The 14,886-nt window shown below is 65.0% G+C and carries 16 protein-coding genes; 8 read left to right on the plus strand and 8 right to left on the minus strand.

Annotated elements, in window-relative coordinates; genetic code table 11:
* Positions 1–87: 87 nt before the first annotated feature.
* Positions 88–414: a heat shock protein HspQ gene (hspQ, locus tag RIC54_RS17665; RefSeq protein ID WP_350089591.1), complete on the plus strand. Its 327-nt coding sequence runs from the start codon at positions 88–90 to the stop codon at positions 412–414.
* A gap of 81 nt (positions 415–495) precedes the next feature.
* Positions 496–1,803, plus strand: coding sequence for a M20 family metallopeptidase (locus tag RIC54_RS17670; RefSeq protein ID WP_350089594.1), 1,308 nt, complete (start codon positions 496–498; stop codon positions 1,801–1,803).
* Between the two features lie 92 nt (positions 1,804–1,895).
* Here RIC54_RS17670 and RIC54_RS17675 read toward each other — a convergent pair whose 3' ends face one another.
* On the minus strand, positions 1,896–2,918 hold the full coding sequence (locus RIC54_RS17675; RefSeq protein WP_350089597.1) for a sensor histidine kinase: 1,023 nt from the start codon (positions 2,916–2,918) through the stop codon (positions 1,896–1,898).
* 142 nt (positions 2,919–3,060) lie between these two features.
* On the opposite strand from RIC54_RS17675, the gene fghA reads away from it, so the two are divergent.
* Together fghA and RIC54_RS17685 are read left to right on the plus strand one after the other, a co-directional pair.
* Entirely contained in the window at positions 3,061–3,915 is an 855-nt protein-coding gene (gene fghA, locus RIC54_RS17680; protein WP_350089600.1) for an S-formylglutathione hydrolase, read from the plus strand.
* 89 nt (positions 3,916–4,004) lie between these two features.
* On the plus strand, positions 4,005–4,532 hold the full coding sequence (locus RIC54_RS17685) for a PAS domain-containing protein (protein ID WP_350089603.1): 528 nt from the start codon (positions 4,005–4,007) through the stop codon (positions 4,530–4,532).
* Positions 4,533–4,546: 14 nt separating this feature from the next.
* Here the strand turns inward: RIC54_RS17685 and RIC54_RS17690 are convergent, their stop codons facing one another.
* From RIC54_RS17690 to amrS, 5 genes are all read right to left on the minus strand, one after another.
* Positions 4,547–4,864, minus strand: a complete 318-nt coding sequence (locus tag RIC54_RS17690) for a virulence factor (RefSeq protein WP_350089606.1) — start codon at positions 4,862–4,864, stop codon at positions 4,547–4,549.
* A 14-nt stretch (positions 4,865–4,878) separates the two neighbouring features.
* A complete protein-coding gene (locus RIC54_RS17695) occupies positions 4,879–5,571 on the minus strand; it encodes a DUF1638 domain-containing protein (protein WP_350089609.1) in 693 nt (230 codons plus the stop codon).
* A 37-nt stretch (positions 5,572–5,608) separates the two neighbouring features.
* Positions 5,609–6,319, minus strand: a complete 711-nt coding sequence (locus RIC54_RS17700) for a cobalamin B12-binding domain-containing protein (protein WP_350089612.1) — start codon at positions 6,317–6,319, stop codon at positions 5,609–5,611.
* A gap of 146 nt (positions 6,320–6,465) precedes the next feature.
* Positions 6,466–7,524, minus strand: a complete 1,059-nt coding sequence (locus RIC54_RS17705) for a hypothetical protein (protein WP_350089615.1) — start codon at positions 7,522–7,524, stop codon at positions 6,466–6,468.
* A gap of 173 nt (positions 7,525–7,697) precedes the next feature.
* Complete coding sequence (amrS, locus tag RIC54_RS17710) at positions 7,698–8,855, minus strand: AmmeMemoRadiSam system radical SAM enzyme (protein WP_350089618.1); 1,158 nt, start codon at positions 8,853–8,855, stop codon at positions 7,698–7,700.
* Between the two features lie 53 nt (positions 8,856–8,908).
* Here amrS and amrB point away from each other — a divergent pair, with 53 nt between their 5' ends.
* Together amrB and RIC54_RS17720 are read left to right on the plus strand one after the other, a co-directional pair.
* Positions 8,909–10,303 (plus strand): AmmeMemoRadiSam system protein B, encoded by a 1,395-nt coding sequence (gene amrB, locus RIC54_RS17715; protein WP_350089621.1) that lies wholly within the window; start codon positions 8,909–8,911, stop codon positions 10,301–10,303.
* Positions 10,304–10,305: 2 nt separating this feature from the next.
* A complete protein-coding gene (locus RIC54_RS17720) occupies positions 10,306–10,842 on the plus strand; it encodes a PAS domain-containing protein (protein WP_350089624.1) in 537 nt (178 codons plus the stop codon).
* Positions 10,843–10,856: 14 nt separating this feature from the next.
* Here RIC54_RS17720 and RIC54_RS17725 read toward each other — a convergent pair whose 3' ends face one another.
* Positions 10,857–12,434, minus strand: coding sequence for a gamma-glutamyltransferase (locus RIC54_RS17725; protein ID WP_350089627.1), 1,578 nt, complete (start codon positions 12,432–12,434; stop codon positions 10,857–10,859).
* 151 nt (positions 12,435–12,585) lie between these two features.
* Here RIC54_RS17725 and RIC54_RS17730 point away from each other — a divergent pair, with 151 nt between their 5' ends.
* Complete coding sequence (locus tag RIC54_RS17730; RefSeq protein ID WP_350151263.1) at positions 12,586–13,179, plus strand: hypothetical protein; 594 nt, start codon at positions 12,586–12,588, stop codon at positions 13,177–13,179.
* Positions 13,180–13,183: 4 nt separating this feature from the next.
* Positions 13,184–13,417 carry a hypothetical protein gene (locus RIC54_RS17735; RefSeq protein ID WP_350089633.1) on the plus strand — a complete coding sequence of 78 codons (234 nt, stop codon included), beginning with the start codon at positions 13,184–13,186 and terminating at the stop codon, positions 13,415–13,417.
* Here RIC54_RS17735 and RIC54_RS17740 read toward each other — a convergent pair whose 3' ends face one another.
* Positions 13,418–14,731 carry an NAD(P)/FAD-dependent oxidoreductase gene (locus tag RIC54_RS17740; protein ID WP_350089636.1) on the minus strand — a complete coding sequence of 438 codons (1,314 nt, stop codon included), beginning with the start codon at positions 14,729–14,731 and terminating at the stop codon, positions 13,418–13,420.
* Positions 14,732–14,886 lie beyond the last annotated feature (155 nt).

Consider the following 14,886-nt stretch of genomic DNA (forward strand, 5'->3'; position numbering starts at 1 on the left):
ATGAAGCGGAGGCGCAATCTTGTCCTTCGCGCCAAAAAGATCAAATATATGATGATTTCGCCGCCTTTGACCGTCGGGATGGACCGAATGAAGATTGTCGCGCCGAACTTCTCCCTGGGAGCCATCGTCAGGCACCGCCTGCACGATTTCCGCGGGGTGGTGTTCGACATCGATGCGGAGTTCGCCAACACCGAGGAGTGGTACGAGTCCATCCCGGAGCACATGCGGCCGCGCCGGGATCAGCCGTTCTACCACCTGCTCGCCGAGAACCCGGAGAGCTACTACGTAGCCTACGTCTCCGAGCAGAACCTGGTCGAGGACGGCACCAACGGCCCGGTCGACCACCCCAAGGTCCCGGAGTTTTTCGATCGCCTGGAAGACGGCCGCTACATCTTCAAGCAACCGACCGCGTAGCCTCCGAGCCTGCTTGCGGCCAGCCGGTACGTTGGCGCAGGATATCCGAGTCTAACTGAAACCGGATCACAGGCGGCGATGATGAGCGAAGACCAGGGCGCGGCTCTCGGTGAGGAACTGGCGCGTCGACTTTCGGACGCGGTCGACGCTGGCTTCGACGAGCAGATCGGGTTCCTCCAGGAATTGGTGCGTCGCCCGTCGGTGCGCGGCCAGGAGCATCTGGCGCAGGACCTGATGTTCCAGGCGATGCGCGCCCGCGGGTACGAGATGGACCGCTGGCGGGTCGACCCCAAGGACATCGAGCACCATCCCGGATTCTCGCCGGTCGAGGTCGACTATGCCCACGCCTGGAACGTCGTCGGCACCCACCGCCCGCGCAACGAGACCGGCCGGTCGCTGATCCTGAACGGCCACATCGACGTGGTTCCGACCGGGCCGGTGGAGATGTGGGCCGACCCGCCGTTCGCCGCGACCATCAAGGGCGACTGGATGTACGGGCGCGGGGCCGGCGACATGAAGGCCGGCGTGGTCGCCAACATGTTCGCCCTCGACGCCTTGCGGCGCTGCGGCCTGCAGCCGGCGGCAACCGTTCATATGGAGACCGTCTGCGAGGAAGAGAGCACCGGCAACGGCGCTCTCGCTACCCTGGTGCGCGGGTACAAGGCCGATGCGGCCCTGATCAGCGAGCCGTCCGGCGGCAAGATGACCCGCGCGACGATGGGCGTGCAGTGGTTCCAGATCAAGGTGCGCGGCCATCCGGTGCACGTCGCCCACGCCGGCACCGGTTCGAACGCCATCCAGGCGGCGATGGATCTAGTCGCCCCCTTGCGCGCGGTGGAAGACAAGTGGAACGCCCGCCGGCACGAGACCAAGCACTACGCCGACCGCGAGCATCCGGTGAACATGAACGTCGGCAAGATCGCGGGTGGCGACTGGGCGTCGTCGGTGCCGTCGTGGTGCACGATGGACTGCCGGATCTCGATCTACCCCGGCTTCAAGCCGCAGGAGATGCAGCGCGACATCGAGGACGCGGTCCGTAAAGCGGCATCGGGCCATCCGTTCCTGTCGAACAACCCGCCGGAAGTGGTCTGGAACGGCTTCTTCACCGAAGGCTACGACCTGGAGCCGGGCAGCGATGCCGAAATCGTGCTGAGCCGGTGCCATGAGCGAGTGTCCGGCAAGAAGCCGGTGGACTACGTCGCGACCGCCTACATCGACAGCCGGGTATTCGTGCTGTACGCGGACATGCCCTGCATGGTGTACGGGCCGATCTGCGAGGACGCCCATGGCTTCGACGAGCGGGTGAACATTCCGTCGATCCGCGAAGCGACTAAGGCCATCGCGCTGTTCATCGCCGATTGGTGCGGGGTAGAGCCGATCGACGGGTAGAGATCACAAGGATTGGGAACCGGAACGATGCGGCGGCAGGCAGAAGAACGCCTCGTGCCACCGCAAGCCCGAAGACGGCGTCTGCCGCTGCCCTAGCACCCATCCGTTACCGATTCTCGCCTTTCTGCACCCGTGACGACGGACGCGGCAGGAAGGCAGACCACAAACGTTGATCCGCGTTCCGCCGTGCTCTCTGCTTCGATCGATCCATTCATGGCTTCGATCAGGCGTTTCGATATGGACAGGCTGACCCCGGCACCCGCAATGGCGCTGCTTTCATGACCCAGGCGATTAAATGGTTCGAACAATTGCCCAATCTTGGCATCGGAGATTCCGATACCGGTGTCGGCGACAGAAATGGTGACCATTCCGTTGTCGGCTTGCTCGACAGCGACCTTTAGCCTGCCGCCGGGTCTGTTGTAGATGATGGCGTTGGATATCAGGCTCTTCATGACATAGCGCAGTTTCACCGAATTCGCGACCAACAGTACGCCTGCGATTGAGGAGAGTTCGATTCGGACGTTCAGCTCATCGGCTTGAGGACGCAGGGCCTCCACAACCTCGCGCAACAATGGGTCAAGATAAATATCGTCCGTCACAACCTTGAACGTTGCCTGGTCAATCCGCGCCAGATCGATCAGTTCATCCACCAGCTGCAGCAGTCGCGCGCCGGCCTTGTAGATATAGCCGACATACTCTTTCTGGGACGGCGTCAGGGGATTCTTGCTGTCCCTTTGAAGAACCTCGCTGAAGCCAAGCACAGCGTTCAAGGGGGTGCGAACCTCGTGGCTCATGCTCTGGACAAACCGGCTCTTGGCCTGGTTGGCCAACGTCGCGTCGTTGCGGGCACGTGTGGCGACTTCAAGGGCCGTTGCGATCTCGCGAGTCTGCCGCCAGACCGCCGAGATCATCATTGTCAGCGTGCCAACAAGTCCGCCAATGGCAACCAGGACCAGATCATCCAATTCCCATGACTCGTGCTCACGGGAAAAATCATAAAGCCATTCGAAGGCATCGAACCAGACAAGAAAAACGGCCGTGATTCCGAAAAACACCCCTCCGAGTACTAGATCTTGGACACGCACGCCTTTTTTGATAGTTTTAAACAAAGTCAAACTATCTCCCCCACCAATACATATCCCCTTTTGACTACCTCATGATGTTATAAGGCCCGGCGAAAGTCGAGCAGGGCAACCAGCATCGACCGGACAAGGCCCGACAGGTTATCTAACGGCTCCCCCAAGCTAAGGATCCGCCATGGCATCGTCCAAACTCGAAACCGTCTCGCAGGCCAAGGCCTTCGGTGGCGTCCAGTCGGTGTTCCGGCACCAGTCGGCGGAGACCGGGACGCCGATGCGGTTCGCAGCGTTCCTGCCGCCACAGGCCGAAGCCGGTCCGGTGCCGGTGGTCTGGTTCCTGTCCGGCCTGACCTGCACCGAGGACAATTTCACCGCCAAGGCCGGCGCCCAGAGGGTTGCGTCCGAACTTGGTCTGGCGCTGATCGCACCGGACACCAGCCCGCGGGGTGAAGGCGTCCCCGACGATCCGGACGGCGCATACGACTTTGGCTGGGGCGCCGGCTTCTACGTCGATGCGACCGAGAAGCCTTGGGCAACGCATTACCGGATGCGCAGTTACCTGGAGCGCGAACTGCCGGAGTTGGTGACCGACGTTTTGCCGCTGGACATGACCCGACAGGCCATCAGCGGCCACTCGATGGGTGGGCACGGGGCGCTGACCATGGCGCTGCGCACGCCGGGACGGTTCCGCTCGGTGTCGGCCTTCGCGCCGATCGTCTCACCCCTGAACTGTCCCTGGGGGCACAAGGCACTGGCGGGATATCTCGGACCCGACCGCACGGCGTGGCGCCAGTATGACGCCTGTGCCCTGATCGAAGACGGCGCCCGCGTCCCGGCGATCCTGGTCGACCAGGGCTTGGCCGACGGGTTCCTGGCCGACCAGTTGAAGCCGGAGTTGCTGGAAGCGGCCTGCGCCGGGACCGGTATCGACCTGACCCTGCGCCGCCAGCCGGGCTACGACCATTCGTACTTCTTCATCGCCAGCTTCATCGAGGACCATCTGCGCTGGCACGCCCAGGCGCTCGCGCCCTAGCCGAAACGACCGGGCTGTGTAGAGCCGCGACGGTGCACGGTGTATGCTGCCGACTGCTGATCCATGCTTGAGCATCCGATGAGACGTCATTGACGGCCGACCCACACAGACGGGGAGACTGGCTTCCCTACTCGCCCTCCGGCGCGTCGAAGCCGGTGGCGCGCCTGTACGACTACTGGGCGTCGAAGAAGGCCGGTCCCGACGACCTGCCGACCCGCGAGGACATCCGTCCCGAAGAGATCAAGTCCTTGCTGCCGTACATATGGCTGCTCGATTTTGACCGACCGTCCCGGTCTTTCCGCTACCGATTGATCGGCACGGCGGTCGTCGACGGCGTCGGGCAGGATCATACCGGCCACACGCTCGCCGACTGTTATCCATCGGCCGGCGCACTGGAGGTCGCCACACGGTCCCTGCTGAACCTGATGGAGACGGGACGCCCGATCTGGCGCCGCGGCATGCCGATGTTTCACCACCACACCGAGGTGCAGGTGCTCGAAAATCTGGCTCTGCCGCTCGCCGAAGATCGCCGGCTGCCGGACCGCATCCTCGGCCTCACGCTGTTCTACGACAGCCAGGACAAAGTCTACCTGCCGGGCGTCCTGCGGGCGCGGTAGAGGGGCAGCCGGACCTAGCCGTTCTCCCAACCACCCGCGGCGATGGCGGCGCGCAGCCGTTCGCCCGGCCAATCGGCTTCGATCGTCGCGGCGGTGGATGCCGCCGTGGCGTCCATGTCGTCGTCGGATACCTCAACCGGTTCGGAGCGGCGCCACTCGGCGAGGTAAGCATCGGTTCCATCGGCGCCGCCCTTCATTGCGGCGGCGTCAATGGCGGCGGCAAACCGCGGCGCCAGCTCGACCTTGGCGCTCTCTCGCCGCCGGCCGCGACCCTTCTCGACCGAGACATGGGCCGGGATATCGCGCCAGTAGGTGACGATCAGGCTTGCCACAGATGTCTCTCCGCTTACGCAGTCACCACGGCAGCCGATGCACCGGCAGCGTTCGCCACGAACGTCCCCAACTCGCCATAACCCACCAGGCGATGCTCGAACGCGAGGCCGAGCCGAGCCGCCGCTTTGGCCGCCCGAGCTGTCAGCGCCGGATCGTCGAGCTGTGCCAGATAGACGACCTTGGTGTAATGGCCGAAATAGTCCGGCAGCAGTTCCGGGTGGCGGTCCAGCCACAGCCCCTTGATAATCAGCCGATCGAAATGCCGGACCAGATAGTCGGTGAGGAAGAAGCAGCCCGGCTCGCCGTCGGTCAATGCCTCGAAATCCGCGGTTCCCATGAAGAACTGGTAGCAGTGCGGGCCGGGGATCCGTTCCACACCCTCGTCTTCCAGCATCCGGTCCAATTCGCCGCCGGTACCGCAGTCGCCGTAGATCACGAAGATCTGCTCGTAGGTGCCGCGCGCCGAACGGATCTTGCGCCGGACACCGGGGGTGATGTCCTGCGGCGTGTTGTGCCAATGCGCCGGCAGGCAGGTGATGGTCAGTTCGGTCCACCCGGTGGCCCGCTTCAACGCGACCAGTTCCTTGGCCAGCGCACCGCATGCGATGAACAGAGTGGACGGCCGCACCGAATGGTCGCCCGCAGCGGGTAGCGCATGCCTCCACCCTGCCAGCATCCGGTCGTCATCCATCGCGACCTCGTCCATCGCTGCGCGCTCTCTTAACCGCTCGATCAGGTGGCCTTCACCCCTCGGCGGCCTCCGAGTTGGACCTCCGGCGCTCAGCGATCAGCGCCTTGGCGGTCTCGACCGCCACCGCGGCATCGCGGCAATAGGCATCGGCCCCGACGCTGTCGGCAAACGCCTCGTTCAAGGGGGCGCCGCCGACGAGCACGATGTAGTCGTCTCGGATGCCCTTTTCCTTCATCGTGTCGATCACGACCTTCATATACGGCATCGTCGTCGTCAGCAGCGCCGACATGCCGAGGATGTCCGGCTGGTGCTCCTCGATCGCCGCCAGGTAGTTCTCGACCGGATTGTTGATCCCGAGATCGATCACCTCGAAGCCGGCACCCTCCAGCATCATCGATACCAGGTTCTTGCCGATGTCGTGTATGTCGCCCTTCACAGTGCCGATGACCACCTTGCCGACCCGCGGCGCGCCGGTCTCGATCAGCAGGGGCCGCAGGATCGCCATGCCGGCCTTCATGGCGTTGGCCGCCATCAGCACTTCCGGCACGAACAGGATTCCGTCGCGGAAGTCGATCCCGACAATCCGCATGCCTTCGACCAGGGCCTTGGTCAGGACGTCGTACGGCGTCCAGTTGCGCTCGAGCAGGATGTTGACCGACTCGATGATCTCGTCCTTCAGACCATCGTACAGATCGTCATGCATTTGCAGGACGAGTTCGTCGTCGTCCAGTTCGGAAAGAACGATATCGTCGTCCGATGCCATGCCCACTCCTCCTGACGGCGCCCGACCAGTCAATTCCCAACCGGGAACTTAGTGGAACAGACACGGGAATCGGCGGTGTCGCTGCCGTCGCCGCGACCGATCATGTCTGCGGCACGACATGGAGGAGCCGGCCTGAACGAAGCCGCCTACCCTTGTGCCGCCGCGGATTCGCCGTAGGAACGTGCGCCCCTTGCCGGCAACGCTCCTCCCGCCCCCCGCAGAGCATCCAGGATCCGCCGACCCATCGGACCGCCGTCGTCAATAATCTCATCAAGCAGCGCTTCGTTCAGCGCATCGAGATGCAGGCGCAGCAGGTCGAGTACGGCTGGAGTCGGCGAGAGCGAGCGTCCAGAATGCTCGATCAGGCTCCGGGCAATCGCACCCACCAGCAGCAGCCCCCGGGTCTCGGTCAGGGCACCAGCCTCCTGCGCTAAGGCATGCAGCTTGACCATCCCCTCGGGCTCAGGATTTCTGACCATGTCGGCGTGGGTTCTCTGCAACCGGCCCAGCGTATGGCCGAGCATAGCCAGCGCCTGCTCCTGCTTCAGACGGATATGACCACGCGCCGCCTCCACGGTCCCGCGTGCCAGCCCGTTGCGCAACGCCAGTGCGGGGTCTCCGTCGCCGGATGGCATGCGGCGAAACCGGAACACCGTGGTCGATGGCTTGATGGCAAAGCCGAGGCTGGTCGACGCCACGGTCTGCTCGGCCGGGCCGGAGATCGTTCGACGCTCAACCATTCGCTGGCGGGCCGCTCGCCGGCGGTCCGGGCCGGTGTAGGACCCGGAAACGATGAAATCAGTCCGATCGAGTGGCCAATTCAGAACATTGCCCGCCGCGCTGTCCGATTGAACAGGGCGGTCCAGGAAATGCAGGCAGCCCAGAAACGTCGCGCGTCGAACGTCTGCATCGCTTATCGAATCGCCGGTCAACCCAAGCGCCAGGCCGGGATACGGGCATTGCGGACTGCGTCGAACAAACTGAAAGATATCGAAAGGACTGCCGTCATTCAGTTGCGTATCGGCGACAACCAGCGCGAAGTCGTGGGTTGTGCGCTCGAGAATGGCCAATGCCTCGCTCGCACCGGCTACCCAGTCGGATGGGCGGCCAGACTGCGCGTTCAAGTCACGCGCAATTCCTTGCATCGCCACTTTGTCTTTGCCGACAAATAGTATTTTCCCAACCATCTCGTGCATACCATGCATCACCCCGAACTCCCCGCATTCGGACCCTGCTGTTCTCCAGCAATGGTTAACGAGATGTTAATTCTTTAACTTCAGATACCAAAGAAGTTTTTCTCATTTGAAATGTAAAGATGAGCAGCAAACGCCGCTCACACATTGGAAATCGCCATCATTGGGAGAGTAACGGGTCATCACTACAACGGGTTGTCGATCGGGACCGCGATATCGACCGGACGCCGTTGCCGGCCCCAGGTCCCTGGCCGGCCATCGAACACTCCTGCCAGCCGGGTTCCGCAGCCGCCGCAGCAGCCCTGATCCGTCACGTTCCAGTCGCTCAGTTCGTACCAGTCCCGACCGATTACCCTGGTGCCGCAAACGTGGCAGTGGGTGGACTGCCGGCCAAGGTCATGGACGTTGCCAGCGTAAGCGTGGCGCACGCCGTTGCGGCGCGCAACCCGGCGCGCCATGGCCAATGTCTCGAACGGTGTTCGCTGCTTGTCGAGCATGCGGTAGTCGGGATGGAAGGCTGAGAAATGCATCGGCACGTCGGGACCGAGGTTCTCGACCACCCAAGCGGTCATGGCGTCGATCTCCGCCTCGCTGTCGTTTTCGCCGGGAATCACCAGATTGGTGATCTCGACCCAGACATCGGTCTCCTTCACCAGATAGACCAGCGTGTCGAGCACCGGCTGGAGCTGGCTCTTGGTGACGTCCCGATAGAACCGCTCGGTGAATGCCTTCAGGTCGACGTTCGCCGCATCGATGCCACGGAAGAAATCGGGCCGCGCCCGGTCGGTGAGGTAACCGGCTGTCACGGCAACCGTCCTGACCCCGACCTCCCGGCAGGCGGCCGCGATGTCCTGGCTGTACTCGTGAAAAATCACCGGATCATTGTAGGTAAAGGCAACCGACCGGCACCCGAGGCGCAGCGCTGCCTGGGCAATCGTCTCGGGCTGGGCTTCAGCCTGCATCCGGTCCATCTCCCGGCTCTTGGAGATGTCGTGGTTCTGACAGAAGTTGCAGGCGAGATTGCACCCCGCCGTCCCGAACGACAGGACCGGAGTCCCCGGCAGGAAATGGTTCAGGGGCTTCTTCTCGATCGGGTCGATGCAGAACCCGCCCGAACGGCCGTAGGTCGTCAGCACAATCGCATCGTCCTGGCGCGCCCGCACGAAGCAGAGGCCACGGGCCCCCTCCTTCAGCCGGCAATAGCGCGGGCACATCTCGCACTGTACGCGCCCGTCATCCAGCATCCGCCAATGCTTGGTCGGCACGATCGGCCCCTTGCCCCGCACCGCGGGCGGCGCGGTCGCAGCCAGGCTAGGCATCTCCGCGACATTCTCGCTCGACATCGACGGCTCCTGCGTTGGCCCTGTCGGGACGGTATGTTAATCAAATGGTCGCCATGACCACAGCCACCAACACCACGGTCCGAGCCCCGCAGGTTGCAGGCCGATTTTACCCGCACGGGGACAACGCCTGCATCGACCTGTTGGAGCGCTATCTGAGCGGCGCCCGCCCATCCGGTGGCGTCGACGCGAAGGTGATGGTAGCCCCGCACGCCGGTTGGGTGTTCTCCGGGCCCGTGGCGGGAACGGCATACGCGGCGTTCCTGCCAAAGGCTGGGCAGATCACCCGTGTTGTCCTGTTGGGGCCGGCGCACCGCGTTCCGTTCAGGGGCATCGCCACCACCAGCGCCGATGGCTGGGCCACTCCGCTCGGGACCCTGCCGGTCGACTGGGACGCTTTGCGAATTGCGCTGTCGGTGCCCGGCGTGGCGGTGACGGACGAGGCGTTCGTCGAGGAGCACAGCCTGGAGGTCCACGCCCCGTTCATTCAACGTGTATTTCCGAACGCCGCAATCGTGCCGCTACTGGTGGGCGATGCCCCCGCGCCGTTGGTATCCGCGGTGGTCGAGCGCCTCTGGGGCGGTCCAGAGACTCTGATTGTCGTCTCCTCCGACCTGTCACACTTCCACGATCAGGCGACCGCGCAGGCGATCGATGCCGAGACCGCCGGCTCGATCGAAGCCTTGCGTTCCGAGAAGATCAACGGACACGGCGCCTGCGGGCATCGGGCGCTGGCCGGTGTGCTGGATCAGGCTCGTCGGCGCGACCTGCGCGCGACCGCCCTCGATCTGCGCACCTCCGCCGATACGCGCGGCAACCCGGAACGTGTCGTGGGGTACGGAGCGTTTGCCCTCGAATACGCCTACTCCGCCCGGCTTCCCGACGCCGACCGCCAACGACTGGTCGAGGCGGCGCGCTTTGGTGTCCGGTTCGGGATCGAGCACGGGCGCCCTCCGAGAATCCAGCTCGGCGCCGGATTGTCGCCGACCCTCACGGCCCGGCGCGCCAGCTTCGTGACACTGACGCTGGACGGTCGACTGCGCGGCTGCATCGGCAGCATGGCGGCCCACCGGCCGCTGCTCATCGATGTCGCCGACAACGCCTGGAAGGCGGCCTTCGGTGATCGCCGGTTCCCGGCCCTGACCGTTGAAGAACTGGATCGCCTGGACGTTTCGGTGTCCATCCTGTCGGTCCCGCACCCGGTCGCGTTCGAGAACGAAGCCGATCTCGTGCGTCAGGTACGCCCGGACGTCGACGGTCTGGTCCTCCAGGACGGCGACCGGCGCGGCATCTTTCTGCCGAGCGTCTGGTCGGGCATACCGAAGGCAGCCGCCTTCGTAACCCAGTTGAAGCGCAAGGCCGGCCTTCCCGCGGACCATTGGTCCGATACGCTGCGGGTGTTCCGCTACACGACCGAGAGCTTTGGAGCCACGTTCCAGGAGACCCCGTGAGCATGGCTAAAAAGCCACGTCAAATCGACGCCCCGCCACCGCCATCGGGGTACGCTCCGGCGCCGAAGCCGCGCCGTCCGTCCGCCATCCCCGTCGATTTCGCCATCGAGAACACCCGTCAGCTGCGAGACCTGTGGAGCGCCAAACGCCCAGGCCGCGGCAGCCTGCCTGCCTTCCGGTTCTTCGATGAGCTGGAGTTGCGGCCGTGGACCGACAACCTCGTGCTCTACGGGGTCGAGCGATCCGACGACCAGTTGGTCTACCGGTTCAAGAAGGTGGGCAAGAACGTCGCGGAGATCGACGGCGGCGACTTCAGTGGCCAGCTGATGCACCACGCGCTGCCGCCCACCCAGCTGTGGGCCGTCATCGGCCACTACGACGCCGCCGTGCGCACCCGCGGCCCGGTGGAGTTCCACGACACCATCGCCTCGCCGGCCAGCGGTGCGGTGAAGTGGGACAAGCTGCTGCTGCCACTCAGCGACGATGGCGCTGAGGTCGACCACCTGCTGATGCTGCTCTACGCCGAGTGGGTGGGCTGACGCCCGGAGCCTGTCTACGCTGCCACGGCCGCCGGCAGGGGACCGAACGGATGCGCAGCTCCCGACGGGCCGGACGGTCCAAACGCCACCGCGTTGGGAATCGCCCACTGAGCCGGGAACGACACGGCCTGGCCCGGGCGCACGGCTGTCACCGCCGCCAGCGCCTTCAGCGAGGCGGCATCGAGCCGGTCGTCGGCAATGATGGTGTCGATCAGGCTGACGTCGATCCGTGGCTGATCGAGAGCCGCGGACAGATCCATTCCGAATTCGCCAATGAACGAAGCGAGCTGGAAGATCGCCGGCATGATCTTGCGGCCACCGGACGCGCCAAGCCCGAACGCCGCGACTCCACTCTTGGTCGCCAGCACCGGGCACATGTTCGAAAGCGGCTTTTCGCCGGCAGCGAGCGAGTTCGGGCGGCCGGGGCGTGGGTCGAACCAGTTGATGCCGTTGTTCATCAGAACGCCGGTCGACGGCAGCACCACCCGGGATCCGAAGCGCGAGAGCAAGGTCGTGGTGATCACCACCATGTTTCCGGCAGCGTCGACCGCTGAAAGATGGGTGGTGCAGCTGCGGTCTCCGACGTCGCCGGCATGGCCCATGGTCGCCAGCCGGACCTTGTAGGCCTCGATCAGCGCGTGCGCGTAGGCGGCGTAGGTGTCGGCGTCGGGCCTGGCACCGCCGAACCGCTTGGGGAGCCGTTCAAGGGCGCCCGCGAAGGTCGGACCGGCCGAGTATCCCGGCACCAGGTTCAAGGTATGGCCCGCGCGTTCCCGCACGATGGGGTCAACGATCCGGGCCCGATACGATGCCAGGTCCTCGGCCGAGATCGTCGAACCGCCGGCGTTCAGGTCCTTGACCAGCCGACCGGCGATATCCCCGGTATAGAAGTCCGACGGGCCGACCTTCTGCAGGCGTTCGAATGTGTCGGCCAAGGCGCCGGTCGAGAGATAGGTCGACGGGCCGTCCGGCGCTGACGGAACCAGGCCGTTCGGCAACCAAACCGCACTCGACCCCGGGTAGCGGCCGAGCCACCCGGCCTCTGCGGCCACCTGAAGCGTGGTCCACCACGTCAGACGGTGCCCGCGTCGCGCCATGGCCACGGCTGGGCCGATCGCATCGGCCCAAGACCAGGACCCGAAGTTTTCCAGCAGCGTCGAGTAGCCTGCGCACGAACCCGGCACCGCGATCGAGTGATGGCCCTGCAGGTTGCGGTCCTCCAGCACCGCCGGCCAGGCAAACAGATCAGCCGGAGCGGTGCGCCCGCTGTCGATCGGATAGGTCGCCGGATCGAGGCCGCGCGGCGCGATCATCCCGAAGTCGACGACCTTGGTGGCGCCGGTCTTGGCCTCATGCACCACCGCGAAGCCACCGCCGCCGAGACCGCTCATCCAGGGCTCGGCAACGCACAACGCCAGCGCCGTGGCGATTGCCGCGTCGACGGCGTTGCCGCCGGCCTCCAGGACCGACGCGCCGACCATGCTGGCTTCGACGTTCTGTGAGGCCACCACGCCATGCTTGCCCGTGACCGCCGGCTTGCTGACCGACCAGGCCTCGACCGGGGCAGACTCAGGAATGCTGATGGCGGGCATGGGACGCTCCTGGCGGGTGCGAATGGGGTGACCGGCATGCTAGAGTCGCTTACCGGCGGAGGGGCTAGGTGGAGTTTACGGTATGGCGTCTCGTTTCCGGTTGTCCAGCCTCGCAGTGTGTGCGGTCTCGTTGTTCCTGTCGGCGCCAGTGATGGCGCAGGAACCGTTTCCTCCTCCCGCCGACCTACCCACCCCGTCCCCAGCCAGCAAAGCGCCCGAGCCGCGACAGGAGGACTGCAAGCGGTTGCCCGGCGGCAAGGCGCCGATCAACCGGCTGGCTCGCCTGGAAGGCGGGATATCGGTCCGCAACCTGGAACTGACCTATTTCGGCAAACCCTTGTTCGAGTTCACCGACGAGGACTACGCGTTCCTCAAGGCTCTCTGGCCGATCTGCAAGACGTTCGACGAAGAGACGGCGCCGCTCGTCGTACGCCGCCTCAAAGGCCTGATCGACGACGCCAAAGCGGTGCGCCAGGACTCGCTGGATTGGATCAAGCAGACCGAAAAGAATGCGAAGGCACTCAAGCCGGGCCAGGATTCCATCGAGACGATCCACGACCTCTGGCAGCAGATGCTGAACCGTGAATTCCAGATGACGTCAAGCGACATGGCCTACATCTCGGACGTACTCGGCAAGCGGCGTGACGAGTTGTACACCCAGGCCGAAGGGCGTCAGCGGACCCTGGTGTCGCCGTTCGATCCGGGCCCGCCGGAAGTCCGAAGCCTGCGCGGCACTGGCGGCTAGGCCCATGCACCCCCTTCCGGCACCGTTCCGAGAACGCTACCGTCCGCCCATCACCAAGCGCGTGGCGGCGAACGATCATCGGCTGTCCTGGGCCGGGCGAGGTCACATCGGAGCGTTCGTCGTGCAACTCCTGGCGCTGGTCCTGGTGAATCTCGCGCTTTGGGGATTCTTCCTGTGGGCCGCCATCCGCTATGCCGAGCGCCATGTCGCAGCGCCGCCGCTCGGTGGGCTGTTCTAGTCACACCATCCGGCGATCGACCCAGTCGCGCAGCTTGTACCAGGCCCCAACGGCCGGCAGGAACCACGGGTGGCCGTAGTAGAGCGGCCGGGTCTCGAACGGCAGGCCATCGAAAGCGCTGGCCCGGTTGGTCTTGCCAAGGATCTTCAGGGCAGTTCGGTGGCCGAGATGGCTCATCATCACCACGCCGCTGCCGTTGCAGCCGAGCGCATAGTGCACGCCGTCCTTGTCCCCCATGTGCGGGACGCGATCGAACGTAAAGGCGACATTGCCGGTCCAGCCGTGGGTGATCTTGACCCCGCGCAATTCCGGAAACACGCCGAGCATGTAGTCGTAGAGCACCGGCGCGGTCTCCAGTGCCGACTTGGTACGGAAGCTGGCCCGACCGCCGAACACCACCCGCGTGCCATCCGGCGACGGTCGGAAGTAGAACAGCACCCGCTTGGTGTCGGCGATCACACGCATGGTGGGGAACAATTCGCGCACACGTTCCTCGCCAAGCGGTTCCGTCGCGATGATGTAGCTGCCGACCGGAACCACTCGCCGCTGGTGCCAGGGCGTCGCCTTGCCGGTGTATCCGTTGGTGCCGAGCACGACTTCGCGGGCACGCACCACGCCGCGGGATGTCCGCACCGTCAGGTCGCCGGCGGTTCCCTCCACGCCCTCCACCCTGGTGTGGGCCGACAGCTTCACGCCGGCGGCTCGGCAGGCCCGCCGCAGGCCCAGGTGGTAGAGCGAAGGGTGCACCCCACCGGCGCGCTCCACGATCATGCCACCGTGGTAGAAGTCGGACCCCAACTGCTCGCGCTGACGCGCCTTTGGAACCAGGGAGGCGCCGGCGTCGGCCTGGGCGTTCAGCGTCTCGACGCGGGCCGCCATTCCGGCGTAGGCGGTCGGCGTGTGGGCGCCGACGAACCGTCCGCAGCGGCGGTACTGGCAGTCGATGTTCTCGCGCTCGATGATCTGTTCGAAATGACTGTAGGATTCCGCGGCCTCCTCGATCATCGCGCCGACGCGGTCTGCGCCGTACAGCTTCTCGACGTCGCCACCCTTCCCGACGTTGACGCCGCCGGAGACCATCCCGCCGCTGCGGGTACTGGCACCCTCGCCGAATCGGAACGCCTCCAGTACCACCACATCGACGCCGCCGCGGGCCAGTTCCAACGCTGCCGACAGCCCGGTGTAGCCGCTGCCGACCACGACCACGTCGGCTCGATCCGGCGGCGGCGCGTCGCCTTCGTCGTCCGGCGGCGCCGCATCCCACCAATACGGGTCGGTCTTGAAGTCCTCGGCGAAGATGGAAGGGTCGGCCATGCGTGCCTCGCTCGGACTCGGTACGGGAACCGGAACGCTACGACGGGTCCCGCGGACCGACAACGGGTCGATCAATCTGCCGGTACAATCGGACGAATCCGTGTGCCTGAAAAATCAGTTCCAATCCCGATTGACAGAATGAGATCCATTTGCAA

The sequence above is a fragment of the Thalassobaculum sp. genome, from assembly GCF_040219215.1.
Classification (GTDB): domain Bacteria; phylum Pseudomonadota; class Alphaproteobacteria; order Thalassobaculales; family Thalassobaculaceae; genus Thalassobaculum_A.